Annotated in this window: 16 protein-coding genes and 1 tRNA gene; 5 read left to right on the top strand and 12 right to left on the bottom strand. The window is 36.0% G+C overall.

The genetic code is table 11. The features are described 5' to 3' along the window. Window positions 1-44 precede the first annotated feature (44 nt). Window positions 45-117: transfer RNA gene (locus PSF86_RS17205), tRNA-Met, on the top strand. A 151-nt stretch (window positions 118-268) separates the two neighbouring features. Here PSF86_RS17205 and PSF86_RS17200 read toward each other — a convergent pair. The 7 genes from PSF86_RS17200 to PSF86_RS17170 form a co-directional block, all read right to left on the bottom strand. Continuing rightward, a complete protein-coding gene (locus PSF86_RS17200; RefSeq protein WP_277901327.1) occupies window positions 269-1,531 on the bottom strand; it encodes a type II toxin-antitoxin system HipA family toxin in 1,263 nt (420 codons plus the stop codon). Beyond that, window positions 1,531-1,851 (bottom strand): helix-turn-helix domain-containing protein, encoded by a 321-nt coding sequence (locus PSF86_RS17195; RefSeq protein WP_277901326.1) that lies wholly within the window; start codon window positions 1,849-1,851, stop codon window positions 1,531-1,533. The genes PSF86_RS17200 and PSF86_RS17195 overlap by 1 nt, the downstream gene beginning before the upstream one ends. Window positions 1,852-1,905: 54 nt before the next feature. Continuing rightward, a complete protein-coding gene (locus PSF86_RS17190) occupies window positions 1,906-2,580 on the bottom strand; it encodes a class I SAM-dependent methyltransferase (RefSeq protein WP_277901325.1) in 675 nt (224 codons plus the stop codon). Continuing rightward, a complete protein-coding gene (locus PSF86_RS17185) occupies window positions 2,581-2,826 on the bottom strand; it encodes a hypothetical protein (protein WP_277901324.1) in 246 nt (81 codons plus the stop codon). Window positions 2,827-2,839: 13 nt separating this feature from the next. Then, the gene (locus PSF86_RS17180) at window positions 2,840-3,745 is read right to left on the bottom strand and encodes an NAD(P)/FAD-dependent oxidoreductase (protein WP_277901323.1); all 906 of its coding nucleotides are present in this window, start codon (window positions 3,743-3,745) and stop codon (window positions 2,840-2,842) included. Between the two features lie 52 nt (window positions 3,746-3,797). Beyond that, window positions 3,798-4,352, bottom strand: a complete 555-nt coding sequence (locus tag PSF86_RS17175; RefSeq protein ID WP_277901322.1) for a TetR/AcrR family transcriptional regulator — start codon at window positions 4,350-4,352, stop codon at window positions 3,798-3,800. Window positions 4,353-4,517: 165 nt separating this feature from the next. Continuing rightward, window positions 4,518-5,390, bottom strand: coding sequence for a LysR family transcriptional regulator (locus PSF86_RS17170; protein ID WP_277901321.1), 873 nt, complete (start codon window positions 5,388-5,390; stop codon window positions 4,518-4,520). A 115-nt stretch (window positions 5,391-5,505) separates the two neighbouring features. Between PSF86_RS17170 and PSF86_RS17165 the strand changes: the two genes are divergently transcribed. After that, window positions 5,506-6,588, top strand: a complete 1,083-nt coding sequence (locus PSF86_RS17165) for an NAD(P)H-dependent flavin oxidoreductase (protein WP_277901320.1) — start codon at window positions 5,506-5,508, stop codon at window positions 6,586-6,588. Window positions 6,589-6,599: 11 nt separating this feature from the next. Continuing rightward, a complete protein-coding gene (locus tag PSF86_RS17160; protein WP_277901319.1) occupies window positions 6,600-6,986 on the top strand; it encodes a tautomerase family protein in 387 nt (128 codons plus the stop codon). Window positions 6,987-7,617: 631 nt separating this feature from the next. Here the strand turns inward: PSF86_RS17160 and PSF86_RS17155 are convergent. The 5 genes from PSF86_RS17155 to PSF86_RS17135 form a co-directional block, all read right to left on the bottom strand. Next, the gene (locus tag PSF86_RS17155; protein WP_277901318.1) at window positions 7,618-8,058 is read right to left on the bottom strand and encodes a DinB family protein; all 441 of its coding nucleotides are present in this window, start codon (window positions 8,056-8,058) and stop codon (window positions 7,618-7,620) included. Window positions 8,059-8,397: 339 nt separating this feature from the next. Beyond that, window positions 8,398-9,609 (bottom strand): TCR/Tet family MFS transporter, encoded by a 1,212-nt coding sequence (locus PSF86_RS17150; RefSeq protein ID WP_277901317.1) that lies wholly within the window; start codon window positions 9,607-9,609, stop codon window positions 8,398-8,400. A 20-nt stretch (window positions 9,610-9,629) separates the two neighbouring features. Continuing rightward, the gene (locus PSF86_RS17145) at window positions 9,630-10,190 is read right to left on the bottom strand and encodes a DUF7010 family protein (RefSeq protein WP_277901316.1); all 561 of its coding nucleotides are present in this window, start codon (window positions 10,188-10,190) and stop codon (window positions 9,630-9,632) included. Window positions 10,191-10,221: 31 nt separating this feature from the next. Then, window positions 10,222-10,725, bottom strand: coding sequence for a transposase (locus tag PSF86_RS17140; protein WP_277901315.1), 504 nt, complete (start codon window positions 10,723-10,725; stop codon window positions 10,222-10,224). 4 nt (window positions 10,726-10,729) lie between these two features. Then, the gene (locus PSF86_RS17135; protein WP_277901314.1) at window positions 10,730-11,176 is read right to left on the bottom strand and encodes a MarR family winged helix-turn-helix transcriptional regulator; all 447 of its coding nucleotides are present in this window, start codon (window positions 11,174-11,176) and stop codon (window positions 10,730-10,732) included. A gap of 376 nt (window positions 11,177-11,552) precedes the next feature. Here PSF86_RS17135 and PSF86_RS17130 point away from each other — a divergent pair, with 376 nt between their 5' ends. Both PSF86_RS17130 and PSF86_RS17125 read left to right on the top strand, forming a co-directional pair. Continuing rightward, window positions 11,553-12,119, top strand: a complete 567-nt coding sequence (locus PSF86_RS17130) for a Crp/Fnr family transcriptional regulator (protein ID WP_277901313.1) — start codon at window positions 11,553-11,555, stop codon at window positions 12,117-12,119. Between the two features lie 92 nt (window positions 12,120-12,211). After that, window positions 12,212-13,210 (top strand): aldo/keto reductase, encoded by a 999-nt coding sequence (locus tag PSF86_RS17125; RefSeq protein ID WP_277901312.1) that lies wholly within the window; start codon window positions 12,212-12,214, stop codon window positions 13,208-13,210. Window positions 13,211-13,236 lie beyond the last annotated feature (26 nt).

The raw sequence follows: 13,236 nt of genomic DNA, 5'->3' as shown, positions 1-13,236 counted from the left end.
CTTGCAGATGTATAAAAGTGTTGTATATTTGCACTCGCAAACATCGCGGGATAGAGCAGTAGGTAGCTCGTCGGGCTCATAACCCGAAGGTCACTGGTTCGAGTCCAGTTCCCGCTACTAGCAATGATAAGGTTTCACAGAAATGTGAAGCCTTTTTTTATTTCACATAGTACAGAATAAGTACAGAATCGTAGTATTTTCGATTTGACATTTCTATTGATTTCAGATGATATTATTTTGTAGCAAGAAATATCAATGAGGAACTATTTTAATACTTAAACGCATTTTTCATTAATTCCATTTCGTTTCTTGGAATACCTAGATCCGTCGCTATTTGTTCCCATTGGGCTACATTCTGACCAATTGTATTGATAATAGCATTGGCTTCTTTTTCTTTTAACCGAAAATAAGGAGCTACTTCCCGTACTAGGTCTAAGTCCAAAGCATTGTCATTTTCTGAAATATTAAGTTTTAAACCTGTACCGTTCGAGGTTGGATTGATATCATAGGCAGGTGAAAGCATCCAACCAGAATCCGTTAACAGAAATCCGTGATTGCGAAGGTGGTCATCGGTATTGGAAATACAGACATTAAACACAATACGTCTCCATAACTTCTTGAGATCATTATCAACATCAGTCCCATTCTGCATTAAAAATTCCACGAGCTCTAAATAACTGACACCATCTTGATAGTCCGTTCCGTCAGTATATCCCAATAAGGTCATTGCAGAGGCAAAATGGATACGGGTACCATCGATTTTCCTATCAAAACGTTGTGTCAAAAAGGTATATTGGTGATGAGAAAATTTTTGGACTCTTGATAGTGCCATTTCAATTCCGGATTGAATGGCAAGTCGATACGCCAGCATTTCCCAGGCACCCATATCCTGCTGGTCATTTTGGCTTGGAAATTTAGCAATCCACAAACTACCATCTTTGCCCTGTATATTTGCCTTAGGTCTTGCACCTCCCAATGAAGACCCTGGTGCCATTAGCATATTGAGCCATTTTAGGTATTCCGGATTATCTCGGGCATCTTCTTTCTCTAGTTGCAAACTGGCAAATTCAAGATCTCTAAGCGCAGCAAAAGGTGGGGCAGCCATAGCTTCATCATCATCTAAAAAAGCACCATCCTGTGCTGTTTTAAAACGAAGTCCTCCCATTCGGTTAGTATCGTATACCCCGAGTAGATAATCCGACTCCATTAAAGTTTTGGCGCGTCGATCTTCTTTTCTGGCTTTGGCAGCCTCTTTGCGTATCATCAGCACCCGTCCCCAACGATCTGGTGAGGAGTCGAGGAAAATACCGAAATTGGATTTCTCATTGTTGAGGTACTGAGCCCCTTCGAATAATTGTAGGTCTGGATCTATGATCTGAGCATAATCCGATTGCAACCATCCTTTATCATATTCAAAGGAAAATATTTCTTTCCCTCTAGATGGCGTAGCATATAAACTCCCCATTAAGAATGGAATTTCAATTCCACCCCAATGCGCATATACAAATATTTCTTTTCGTTCCAATGCCATTATTTCTTGGTGTTTTTTGGGCCGCGTTCCTTTACGGTTAGATCAGCATCCTGTATTTTTCTGCCCAGTACATCATCGTCGGCCAAAAGCAATATATCCTTCTCCAGACCTAATACTACTAAAACTTGTAAAACAATACCTAAAGAAACCGCAGGGTTTCCTTTCTCTAAGGAAGAAAGTGTGGGACGGGAAATCCCTGCCCGCTCTGAAACCTGATTCATTGTTAGTTTTCTGCGTAAGCGTGCCAACTTGATATTTTCTCCCAATGCTTGTAAAAGTTTCTTGTTCTTTGGTAGTAGTGTAAGACTATTTCTAGACATAACGTTAAATATATTTTACAAATATAGCTAAAAAGCAAATAGTATTTTACGTTACTAAAAAATATTTTTTATATCCATTGGATGTTTATCCAACTTTTTGCAAATAATTTTCCAAAATTTCTCTGAAGGTTTGTCGCTTGTATTTTTTACAGGCTCATTTATTTCTTCAGTTTCAACCAATCCGTATGCTCCAAATTCCCTTTCCAATGTGTTTGAGTCGTAAAAGAACAGTTCTACCCCGTGTTTAGTGAGGTATGTATTCCTGCTGATTTTCTCGCCTTTTCCGTACCGGGCATCATTTGTAGAAAGGGCAATGAAAATCATAATACCATTATTTTGAAGCTGATCGTAGCAATCCTGAATCAGTTTTTCACGCTCTTTTTTACCTAATAAATGAATTAAGGCATAGCAAAAAATGCCCTTGTACTTTTCCTGATCAAAAGGCATTTCGCCAACAGCTCCGTGATACAGTTTATAGTTCCCTTTCAAATGTTCTTTAGCTATGTCAATAGCAGTTTTTGAAATCTCTATACCCGTTACATCAAATCCATCATCAATAAAGGTTTTTGCATTTCTACCGTAGCCAAAACCGGGAATTAGAATTTTTTGTATGTTGTTTTTCTGAAATAACGCTTTCGCCTCCAAAGTGGCATCAGCAGGTTGCAGTCCCCACATTATTTGTTTATCCTGAAAGTTGGATTCCCAAAATTCTTTCATATTTTCTTTCATTTAGTTACATATTTTGTCTTCTAAAATGTGGCACAGATATCCATTGTTGTTTAAATGAGAAATTATACCCTGTGCATTAATTGTAGCTCCTTCAACACGTAAAATGCTATGATCGCAAGGATAGTTTACGATGGGTGTCTCTATATCAAAATCAATCTGCAATGCTGAAAAAGACATTTTAAGGCTTTTTATGATTTGGTTTCCCGACATTTGATTTGGGATATTGGTGGTGAATACTTCAATCATTATCTGAATTTAATTAAAAATGTTCTTTGGTTAATTCGGCGTTCACCATTGCGCCGGCGAGGTTTCCATTGGCAACCGCATTGGCAACGGAACGCATCATTGTCGAATTGTCCCCACAGGCATAAATGCCCTCAATAGTTGTCTGCTGAAATTCATTGACCTTGATATGGCCGTGCTCTGTCAATTCACAGCCTAAAGAAACAGGAATGTCAGAGTGTTGGGTATAAGGAAATCCTCCGTAAATTACATCGAAGGCTAGTTTTTCTCCGTTTTTAAGGATTACCTTTTGGAGATGGCCCTCCTGATGTTCAATTTCTGAGACTTCGGTTTCAATGATAGAAATCCGATGTGATTCCAGCTTAACCAGTTGTTCGGATGAGAAATCTGCTTTGCCGGTCGTCAGAATGGTTAAATTATCCGTAAGGTTGTTTACCAGTGAGGCTAAATGAAATGCACGCTCACCATTGGCTATAATAGCTGTTTTTTTATTTCGAACTTCGTAGCCGTGACAATAAGGACAATGGATCATCGAAATTCCCCAGCATTCTGAAAGACCTGGAATTTTAGGAATTACATCTTTTACCCCAGTAGCAAAAATTAGTTTGTCAGCGGTAACTACATTACCTGATTGAGTGATAATAGAGAAGCCTTTTTTAGTTTTTTCTGTACTAACTACAAGGTCAGTAACAAATTCAACCGTCTTGTATTTCAGAACTTGCTCTTTGGCTTTTGCCCCAATTTTCCCAGGAGGTACACCATCCTGAGTAATAAAATTGTGCGAATACGGGGCCTGCCGATTACAGGGTTGACCGTTATCAATAATCAACACTTTTCGCAGGGAACGTCCTAATGCCATTGCTGCAGAAAGACCCGCATAACTTCCGCCCACGATAATTACTTCAAAATTTTTAGTTCTCATTGTTTTTAAATTTAAATTGTCTCAAAAATGAGACATATCGATATAAATTTTTTTAAGTTGCTATTGCTTTTATATAGGAAGTCCAGGCGAGTTCCTTAATTTCCTTAAAACTTTTAGTTGTGGTTTCTCTTGCGTGGACTGTACTCTCTATAATCCCTGAATGCAGAACCTGTATCCATTCAGGTGACATTGCTGGACTTACCCTACCCTTTTTCTGTAATTCGATGATAATACCTTGGAATTGATTATAGATATAATCGTAATCCACACAATTCTTATTTTGGTGGGTATGTTTATGATCTTTACTTTGGTGCAGTTTATAAAAAACTGAATATTTTGCCCCGCAATCAATTCCGGCATAAAGCATTCGTTCTAACTGGATAATAGGCTCATCGCTACTCTGAATAGCTGCTATCATTGCTTTTTTACAACTTGACTCGATGGCTTGTTTACAGACCTCCACAAGTTCATTACGGTCTTTAAAGTAACGATGTAATGTTCTTCTGGTCACTTCTGCATTATCCGCAACTTTTTGCAAAGGAGCCGATAGGTCTTCATTGAAGATCTTGATTGCAGATTCTATGATTCGTTTTTTTGTATCAGCCATAAGTTAAGGCAAAGATATAAATATTTCTCAAATGTGTGACATTTAATTCTATATTTGACAATCTCAATACATTTTGGGAAAAACCTTTCATTAAAAAAGTCTTGGACATAATTCCAAAGCTTCTGATTTTATTTCCACAAATAAAAATCTAAACAAAAAAATATCTCAATTGTATCCATTAATAATCGATTTGAAAAACAGCGAATACGCTTCACTCATTGGAAAATCTTTGTGCTTTATAAACACCGTCGGCACTTGGGATATTTTTTCTGGAAGGGTTTTGATTTTTAAATTACGATAGGGATAATGTTTTTCGATCAATTCACGTGGCAAAAGCGTTAAACCTATACCGCTCTCAATGGTATTTATAATACCTTCTAACGTATCTATTTCAATGAACTTAATTCTACTGAAGCCCATATCTTTGAGAACGGCTTCTAAAAGATCACGATACGAACAGCCTTTACTGAAAACCACTATTTTCAGCGTTTTGTGCGTATTCTTTTTATTGAAATCCTCAAAAGTAGGAGAAGATACAAGTACGAGATTTTCGTAAAGAACAGGACACACTTCAAGGTCAGGATGAGCAATGGCACCGCTGACAAATGCGCCGTCCAATTTAAAAGAAAGGACTTCTTTGATTAAAGCCGATGTCGTTCCTGTTTTCAGTTTAAATCCTACTTCACTATATGCTTGTGAAAAATTCTTCAAAACTTCTGGAGCCCTTAACGCTGCTGTGGTTTGGATGCAGCCGATTCTAATAGATCCTTGGGGATTGGTGTTTTTTCCATTTACCGAGCGTTGAAAATCGGATAACGATGTGGTTATTTTCTTCGCGACTTTCAGAAAATCGGTTCCTTCTGGTGTGAGTTCAATTTGCCTGGTGCTGCGGATAAATAATTTAGTGTTCAACTCGTTTTCTAAAAATTTGATTCGGGCAGAAACATTGGATTGTACAGTATTGCAAAATAATGCTGCTTTGGTCAAGCTTTCGTATTCTGCCGAGGCAATAAAAATATTTAGGTCGTTAATATTCATTTATCACTATTTATGATTAGTGTTCATTATAATTAATCGTTTGTAGTGTTTCAAAATTAATTATAATTTTGGACTAATAGTTATAAATAGTGGAGAAATCAAAAAATGAATTGAAATGGACTGGGGAAATGAGCTTACGCGATTATTGAATGTAAAATATCCTATAATTCAAGCACCTATGCTTGGCGTGGGAACCCCACAAATGGTAGCGGCTGCAACGAGGGCTGAAACACTCGGCTCTTTGCCTTTAGGTGATTTACCTGCAGAGGAATGTAAAGCGAAGATTCAAAAAACAAACGCAATTTCTAAGCAACCTTTTGCCGTTAATATTTTTGTCCACAAGCTTCCAGAGATTGATGATTCTCTGAGAAAAGATTATAAAGAAACACGAAAATTCCTTGAAAAGCTTGCAAGCGAGCACCAATTAGAAGTAGATTTTCCTATGCTAGAAGAAATAAAACTAACCGATTACCACGATCAAATAGAAGTTATTATTGAGGAAGAGGTGAAGATCTTCAGTTTTACGTTCGGAAATCTCGATTCGGAGAGTATTGAAAAATTAAAGAGAAATAAAACAATTCTAATTGGTACGTGTACGTCTTTTAAGGAAGCCAAAGAACTAGAAGCATCTGGGATCGATATCATTTGTCTTCAAGGAACGGGAGCTGGTGGCCATCGCGGAAGTTTTGATGAGGATGACCATTCTGAAATTGATGGATTTTCCATTTTATCAGAAATATATGAGAAAGTAAATATTCCGATTATTTATGCTGGTGGAATACATAATGCAAAAACGCTGTTGGCTGTCCGAGATTTGGGAGCTCAGGGTTTTCAAGTGGGAAGCCTTCTGCTTGGGTCAAAAGAAAGTAATTTACCTGAATTTGCTAAGGAGCGTCTTCGGGAAGCGAAAGATGAGGAACTTATATTGACCAAAAGTTTTTCAGGTCGTTCTGCTCGAGGAATCAATAATACTTTTATTAAGGCAATGGAAGCTTCAGGAAATATCTTGCCCTATCCTTATCAGAACAAACTTACAAAAGCACTTCGGAAAAGTGCCAACACAAATCAAAATACAGAATTCCTTAGTCTTTGGACCGGTCAGGTATTGCCAGAATTTTCGGGCACCTCCACAACTGATATTCTTAAACATTTAATTTCCGAAGTGAACAATTACAAACCTAAACCACAAATTAATTAAACCGAAAATTTATGCCATTAGTTAAAATAGATATTATAGAAGGCCGAAATGAGGAAGAATTAACCCAACTCACCGATGTGATTCAAGAAGTGATGATGGAAACATTTGCTGCGCCCAAACGGGACCGTTTTCAGATCATCAACGAACATAAACCCGGTCAACTGAAAATACTCGATGCAGGTCTTGGTTATACCCGAAGCGATAGAATTGTTTTTATTCAGATTACCCAACAAGGACGCACTAGAGCGCAAAAACAAGCGATGTATGCCAGAATGAGTGAAAAACTTAAAGTCATAGGTATTCCACCTACCGATTTGATTATTTCTGTGGTGGAAAACAAAAAAGAGGACTGGTCTTTTGGGGAAGGGAAAGCACAATTTCTTACCGGAGATTTATAACAAAAGCTACCTAAAATCAGAATAGAAAATTGAATGAAAAATACAAATTAGCAAGTACAATTTATTACGCTTTTTAATATTCTGAAACTCCGAGTATTTATAAGGTTTATCAGGATTACCTATTTCGGAACTCACGATTAACTCACATTATAAAAGAACATATTAAAGTTGTTTGGTACTTCTAGTACAAAAAGAAAAGTACTATAAAAATAATTGAAGACTGTAATTTTAAACGCTTCAATCTTTAATCTTTGATTGGGTCTGTAAATTAAACTCTCTCTGGTTGTGCTTTGTTGCTCATAATTACTATCTGAATAAAATTAATAATTTAAATCTATTCAGACAGAGTTCAGTTTACACCCTCTTTAAAAAAGGTCATATAACAGCAAAAGTCTTTTTAATCATCGATCTTGCAAGGTTTTTGACTTGCTTAGGCTTGGCCCTTAATAAACCCAAAAATAAAATTTTAAAGCATTTATATTGAAGTTTTTAAGGCGTTTAGTAAAAGTCATGATGAAGATGCCGTATAAATTTGTGAGTCATTTCTCGCTGTTTTAAATAATATTTAAAAGCATTCCCTACATTTTTATAGATATCATCTAACATAGATATATTATATGCTGTCTGTTTATCACTTATAAAGAATGTAGTCTGTAACCAATGGCTCAATTCCGTGCAGCTTAAATTCTGTAGCAATTTGTCCTCTGTGATAGGTCGAATGGTTAATGATGTGAAAACAAATGTTCTGAATACTGTTGTTGAACACTTGACCTTTTGTGTTTGTGTAATTTAAATTGCCATTCAAATCAAATTTGTCAAGTATTTGCATGGTTTGTTCATAGTTTATCTTGTCTATGTTCTTCAAATCTTTCGTGTCATGAAGTTCCCAAACACCAAAGGTCGGCTGTTCAGGATTAATTCTATTGTTCCAAATTTGATGAGCATTCAAAAGATGATTAAACAGCTTCACTGCTTTTTCAGATGTTTTATCTGGCTTATCTATAAAAATATCTGACAACTCTTGGTTGAAATGATGACTATATTCAAATAACTCCTTAAAAAACTGTTTCATTATGTATGTCTTTTGTTCATTACGTATGGTGTGTATCTAACAAGTGGAGCAACACCTTAAGAAGCCATTTGTATAACCTTAGCTTTATTAAAAGCTTCTTTCAAAATTAAACTAGCATTATCCTTAGCTTCTTTTTCCGGTCTTTGGTTAAATCGGTAAAATACTCATGATTGCTTACGAATTGTAGGGTTTGAGCATTAAAGGTGTTGTGGAAACAATTAGAACATATAATCAATTTATATCCTTTATTTAACCTGAATTCTTGGTATGAAGGTATCGATTTATTCATAGTTTTAAAAATTCCTACTTCCGTTTTGACCAAACATTATTTCTTTTATTTTATATAGATCTATACTTTTTTATCATTATTAAAAGACTTATTACCGTTAGTCCGACAGCAATCAAATAGGGAGTTCCTGGAAAATAAAGTCCTGAACTTTCATCTTTGGTAAAGAAAGTAAAAGCCATTGTTAATAAAGGCGGTGCAATAATTGTTGATAAACCGAGAAGGCTGCTTAAACTCCCCTGTAATTCACCTTGTTCGTTTTTAGCTACATTTGATGTAATAATACTTTGAAAGCCTGTTCTTTGAACGCTACCGATTACATAAATCATCATAGCTGGAAATAGTAACCACTCTACTGCGGAAAAAGCAATTAGTAAAAGTCCACAAATAGAAGATAGCAGTCCAAAGATTGTCATTTTGGCATCTCCAAACTTTTTGGCCAATAACCTTACCAGCCAAGATTGAACAACAATTGAAAGCACTCCTAAAAACGCTAATGAATAACCAATTAATCGTGTATCCCAATCAAATTTTTCAATAGTAAAATACGCCCATACACTCGGCATACTATGTCCTGAAATTGCAACAAAGAACATTGCAACAATCAATGTTATGACCGCTGGGAATTTGCTCAAGTGCTTGAATGCCCCATATGGGTTGGCTCTTTTAACTTCAAATTTTCTTCGGTCCTTTTTCTCCAATGTTTCTGGAAACATAAAATAACCGAAAATAAAATTTCCAAAACTTAAAATAGCAGCTGCGATAAATGGGATATGCGTTCCAAATTGACCAAGAAGCCCCCCGATTACGGGACCAATTATCAACCCTGAACTATATGCAGCATTGATATAGCCAAAATTTTCGGTTCTATTTTCATCATTGCTAATATCGGCAATGCAAGCAGAAGCTACAGAATAACTAGCCCCTGCTATTCCAGCTATAAACCTACCAATAAAAAGCCAAATAATATGCTGAGCAAATGCAAGGAACAAACAATCAATAGCGAAGCCCAATAAAGAAATTAATAATACAATCCGCCTTCCATGCCGATCACTCAAATTGCCTAAAACCGGTGCAAAAACAAACTGCATCAACGCATAGGCAAACGTTAGCCATCCTCCATAGGTGGCTGCACTGCTAACATCTGTATTTATTAAATCTTGTATGAGTTGTGGTAAAACCGGATAGATAATCCCTAATCCTGCAGTGTCCATTGCTGTTACAATTAAAACAAATAGTATGGTTGATTTGTGCGATCGTGACATTTTAACTAAGCGGCTTTTTTCTAATTATGTTGAGGAGAAATTTTTTTGTAGTTCCTATATACCCTAATTGCAAAGATCAAAAAGACCAAAAAGGCAAATAGGGGTATATAATAGATTTTGCCGACAGGAACAGTTAGTGCCATTATTACCGCTCCTACAGATATTAAGATGGCAGAAACAAAATAGCCCATTTCGTCATAGAACCATGCATATGGAAAAAGATTAGCCCCAATCATTACCGCATAAGCCATTATGAAATATTGTGGGCTTTTCAATAAGATAAAGATCAGAATTGGAAAATAGATCATTTGGGCAAAGTGCAACCAAGGCCCCAAGGATTGCAAAGGGTTTTTCTTTACGTTCCATCTCGTTTTCAATATTTTTGATATCCCAATGGCTAACGGTGTAAGTGCGGCACCCCATATAAATGAACAGATACCCTTTTGAAAGGCCTTAAAATCCAAGGCCCATATGATGAAAAATCCGAACCATATAATACCTGCCGATATGATAAAGTCAATTCCATTTTTATTGGCAAGTTGATATTCCCTTTTCAGTTTTTTAAATTGAGTCTTTTCCATATTTTCAAGCATTAAATAAGGAGCAATTTTTTCAATTGTTTTTTATGTTTAATAATTTTAAGAACAAGGGAATCATTCCTATTGATAAGGCTACAAAAATAGCCACACGGATGTAGTTTAAACTTTGCCACATATTGGCCCGTTTTACCATGTCTGCTGTTGGACTTAGGCCTTCGGCCACTTTTTGAAACTCAATAATATTAGTTGCAAAGTAAGAAAGTGTCCAAGCCCTTACAGCAAAATGTATGGCAAAAAATATCAACAACCCATTTCTAATTGGAATTAATTTCCAGCAAAAAACAATAGCCAGTATAAAAGTGAGCTCGTGCAAGGAATGAAGAATTATCCAAAAAACCTTTAAACTTGCGCCATTTTTATTGGCCAACAGAGCAAATGTATCTGGTGGGTTGGCCGTCCATTTAGGTACTAAAACTGCTGTTTCAAAAATTTGAGCCCCGTTCATTAAAAAATAGAACAATGTAGTAATGAGCATCCAAAGCTCAGCTCTTGACAAGTAACTTTCAGTAATATTCATTATTTCACTTTTTTAAATCCATGGTTACGGTTTTCATTATTTCAGTTGCCGATAGAAAGTATCTTATTATGGCATTAATTTCTTCATCAGAAAATGTATCGATCAATTCTTGGGTTCTTCTTTGTAAATCTGAAAAAATGGGCTGAAGAAGTCCCATTATTTTAGTGACGTTCGGAACAATTAAAACTTTTCTACGATCATTTTTATCCGCTTTCCGTCGTACAAGTTTCTTTTTCTCAAGCCTGTCTATCAGTCCCGTTACCGAACCTGTTGTCAATCCTGTTATTTCGGCTATCTTTCCAGCAGTCATCTCTTCATATTCAATTATTAGTCCGAGATATTTATGGTCTGTTCCAGAAAGGCCCACTTTTCGTGCAATGGCCTCATGCATTAATATTGAAGTGTCGGAATAGGCACGACTAATTTGGCTGAAGTTCTTAGTTGTCTCCATATTTTTTTAGTTTGATAACAAAATATCTTATTATCTAAATATCTTTGTATCAAAGATAAATAAAAATAGACTTTTAGACCAAATAATTTTAAATAGAGGTTCGAATTTGATAAAAGTTACTTTTTTTTGTTGATCAATTTCGAAAACCTCATTATAAAATGAATATGAAAAATCATTATTGATAAAAGAATATCTGCTGGTCAATTTTTTCAAATCATATATAAAATGATTGTTTTAACCATTTTATCAAGGATACAAAAGCAAAAACCTCTCCACTTAGAGAGGTTTTTTGTTTACATGGTAAATATAATAAAGTTCTTCACGCAAAAGCCATTAAATATAAGCCTGTGTTTCAAAAATCGTTTATATTTAGTAAATGAAGCAGCAACTTAAACAGCATATAGAAAAAACGATTGCATTATCTGATCGGGAATTTGACTTTGTCTTTTCGCATTTTGACCAAAAATCTTTTTTGAAACATCAATTTATTATTCAAGAAGGCAATTATGCACATAATGACTATTTCCTTATAAATGGACTGGTAAAGTCCTCGCACATTGGCGAGGAAGGAAAAGAACATATTTTACAATTTGGAACAGAAAACTCATGGGTCTCAGATCCCCAGGCATATCATACCCATGCCAAGGCAACGCTTAATATACAGTGCCTGGAGGATACTCAAACATACCTCATCAGCTTTCAGGAGAAAGAAAAATTATGTGCAGATTTAACCAAAATGGAAAAATTCTTCAGCAAAAAAACAAGTCTTGAACAAATTACCTTACAAAGAAGGATTTTATGCTTAATAAGTAATAATGCACAAAATCGCTACGAGGATTTTTTAAGGCAATATCCAAATTTGATACAACGCATTCCCAAAACCATGATCGCATCATACTTGGGCGTTTCCAGAGAGACATTAAGCAGGCTATCTCATGCATAATGTGATAATTATCACATTTTATTTGTGACATTTGTCCTTTAATCAATCCATGCTTTGTTGGAATTTTGATCAAATAAAAAAAGACAAAGAAAATGGAGTACAGAAATTTAGGGAAATCGGGGTTAAAAGTCCCCATACTCAGTTTAGGAACAGGAACATTTGGTGGCACCAACGAGTTCTTTCAACGGTGGGGAGAAACCGATGTCAAGGAAGCAACAAGGCTAGTCGATATTTCACTTGAAAGGGGTGTTAATTTTTTTGACACCGCTAATGTTTACTCCCTTGGCGATTCCGAAGCCATATTAGGAGAAGCCATTAAAGGAAAAAGGGACCAGGTTTTAATAGCTACAAAAAGTTCTTTTCAAATGGGGGAAGGCCCTAATGAAAAGGGTTCGTCGCGTTACCATATCATTAAAGCACTGGACGACAGTTTAAAAAGATTGAACACAGATTATATAGATGTCTATTTTATGCATGGCTTTGATTCGTCCACACCCATTGAAGAAACACTATATACCTTGGACAAAATGGTTTCCAGTGGCAAGGTGAGGTATATAGGTGCTTCAAATTTTGCTGCATGGCAGTTAATGAAGTCGCTCTCGGTATCAGAAAAAAACAACTTGGAAAAATATGTAATCTATCAGGGATATTATTCATTGATAGGCCGTGATTACGAACAGGAAATAATGCCTCTTATAAAGGATCAAGGACTCGGGACAATGGTCTGGAGCCCATTGGGCTGGGGAAGGCTAACCGGAAAAATAAAAAGGAACAGCCCACTTCCAGAAGGAAGAGTAAAATCGGGTGGTTTGGTAGGCGCCCCACCTGTATTAGACGAGCATCTCTACAATGTTCTTGACGTGCTCGAAGAGATTGCTTCGGAAACCAAAAAAAGCATCCCTCAAGTTGCAATTAATTGGTTGCTTCAAAATCCCACGGTCAATAATGTAATTATAGGTGCGAGAAATGAAAAACAATTAATCTCAAACCTAGATTCGGTTGGCTGGAACTTAAATAAAAACCAAATGGAAAGACTAAATAATGTTAGCTTTCAAGAACCTATTTATCCACATTGGGTTGGAGAAAGGTAACTATTTATAGTACTTTCCCTGTTTTG

Source organism: Galbibacter pacificus (assembly GCF_029603165.1).
GTDB classification, from domain to species: Bacteria; Bacteroidota; Bacteroidia; order Flavobacteriales; family Flavobacteriaceae; genus Galbibacter; species Galbibacter pacificus.
The sequence above is the reverse complement of the archived record's forward strand: the minus strand, read 5'-3'. Positions and strand labels throughout refer to the sequence as shown.

What these genes read in the sequence shown, in the direction of transcription:
- PSF86_RS17200 (WP_277901327.1), bottom strand. Translation starts at nt 1,531, where the DNA reads ATGGCATTGGAACGAAAAGAAATATTTGTATATGCGCATTGGGGTGGA.
- PSF86_RS17195 (WP_277901326.1), bottom strand. Translation starts at nt 1,851, where the DNA reads ATGTCTAGAAATAGTCTTACACTACTACCAAAGAACAAGAAACTTTTA.
- PSF86_RS17190 (WP_277901325.1), bottom strand. Translation starts at nt 2,580, where the DNA reads ATGAAAGAAAATATGAAAGAATTTTGGGAATCCAACTTTCAGGATAAA.
- PSF86_RS17185 (WP_277901324.1), bottom strand. Translation starts at nt 2,826, where the DNA reads ATGATTGAAGTATTCACCACCAATATCCCAAATCAAATGTCGGGAAAC.
- PSF86_RS17180 (WP_277901323.1), bottom strand. Translation starts at nt 3,745, where the DNA reads ATGAGAACTAAAAATTTTGAAGTAATTATCGTGGGCGGAAGTTATGCG.
- PSF86_RS17175 (WP_277901322.1), bottom strand. Translation starts at nt 4,352, where the DNA reads ATGGCTGATACAAAAAAACGAATCATAGAATCTGCAATCAAGATCTTC.
- PSF86_RS17170 (WP_277901321.1), bottom strand. Translation starts at nt 5,390, where the DNA reads ATGAATATTAACGACCTAAATATTTTTATTGCCTCGGCAGAATACGAA.
- PSF86_RS17165 (WP_277901320.1), top strand. Translation starts at nt 5,506, where the DNA reads ATGGACTGGGGAAATGAGCTTACGCGATTATTGAATGTAAAATATCCT.
- PSF86_RS17160 (WP_277901319.1), top strand. Translation starts at nt 6,600, where the DNA reads ATGCCATTAGTTAAAATAGATATTATAGAAGGCCGAAATGAGGAAGAA.
- PSF86_RS17155 (WP_277901318.1), bottom strand. Translation starts at nt 8,058, where the DNA reads ATGAAACAGTTTTTTAAGGAGTTATTTGAATATAGTCATCATTTCAAC.
- PSF86_RS17150 (WP_277901317.1), bottom strand. Translation starts at nt 9,609, where the DNA reads ATGTCACGATCGCACAAATCAACCATACTATTTGTTTTAATTGTAACA.
- PSF86_RS17145 (WP_277901316.1), bottom strand. Translation starts at nt 10,190, where the DNA reads ATGGAAAAGACTCAATTTAAAAAACTGAAAAGGGAATATCAACTTGCC.
- PSF86_RS17140 (WP_277901315.1), bottom strand. Translation starts at nt 10,725, where the DNA reads ATGAATATTACTGAAAGTTACTTGTCAAGAGCTGAGCTTTGGATGCTC.
- PSF86_RS17135 (WP_277901314.1), bottom strand. Translation starts at nt 11,176, where the DNA reads ATGGAGACAACTAAGAACTTCAGCCAAATTAGTCGTGCCTATTCCGAC.
- PSF86_RS17130 (WP_277901313.1), top strand. Translation starts at nt 11,553, where the DNA reads ATGAAGCAGCAACTTAAACAGCATATAGAAAAAACGATTGCATTATCT.
- PSF86_RS17125 (WP_277901312.1), top strand. Translation starts at nt 12,212, where the DNA reads ATGGAGTACAGAAATTTAGGGAAATCGGGGTTAAAAGTCCCCATACTC.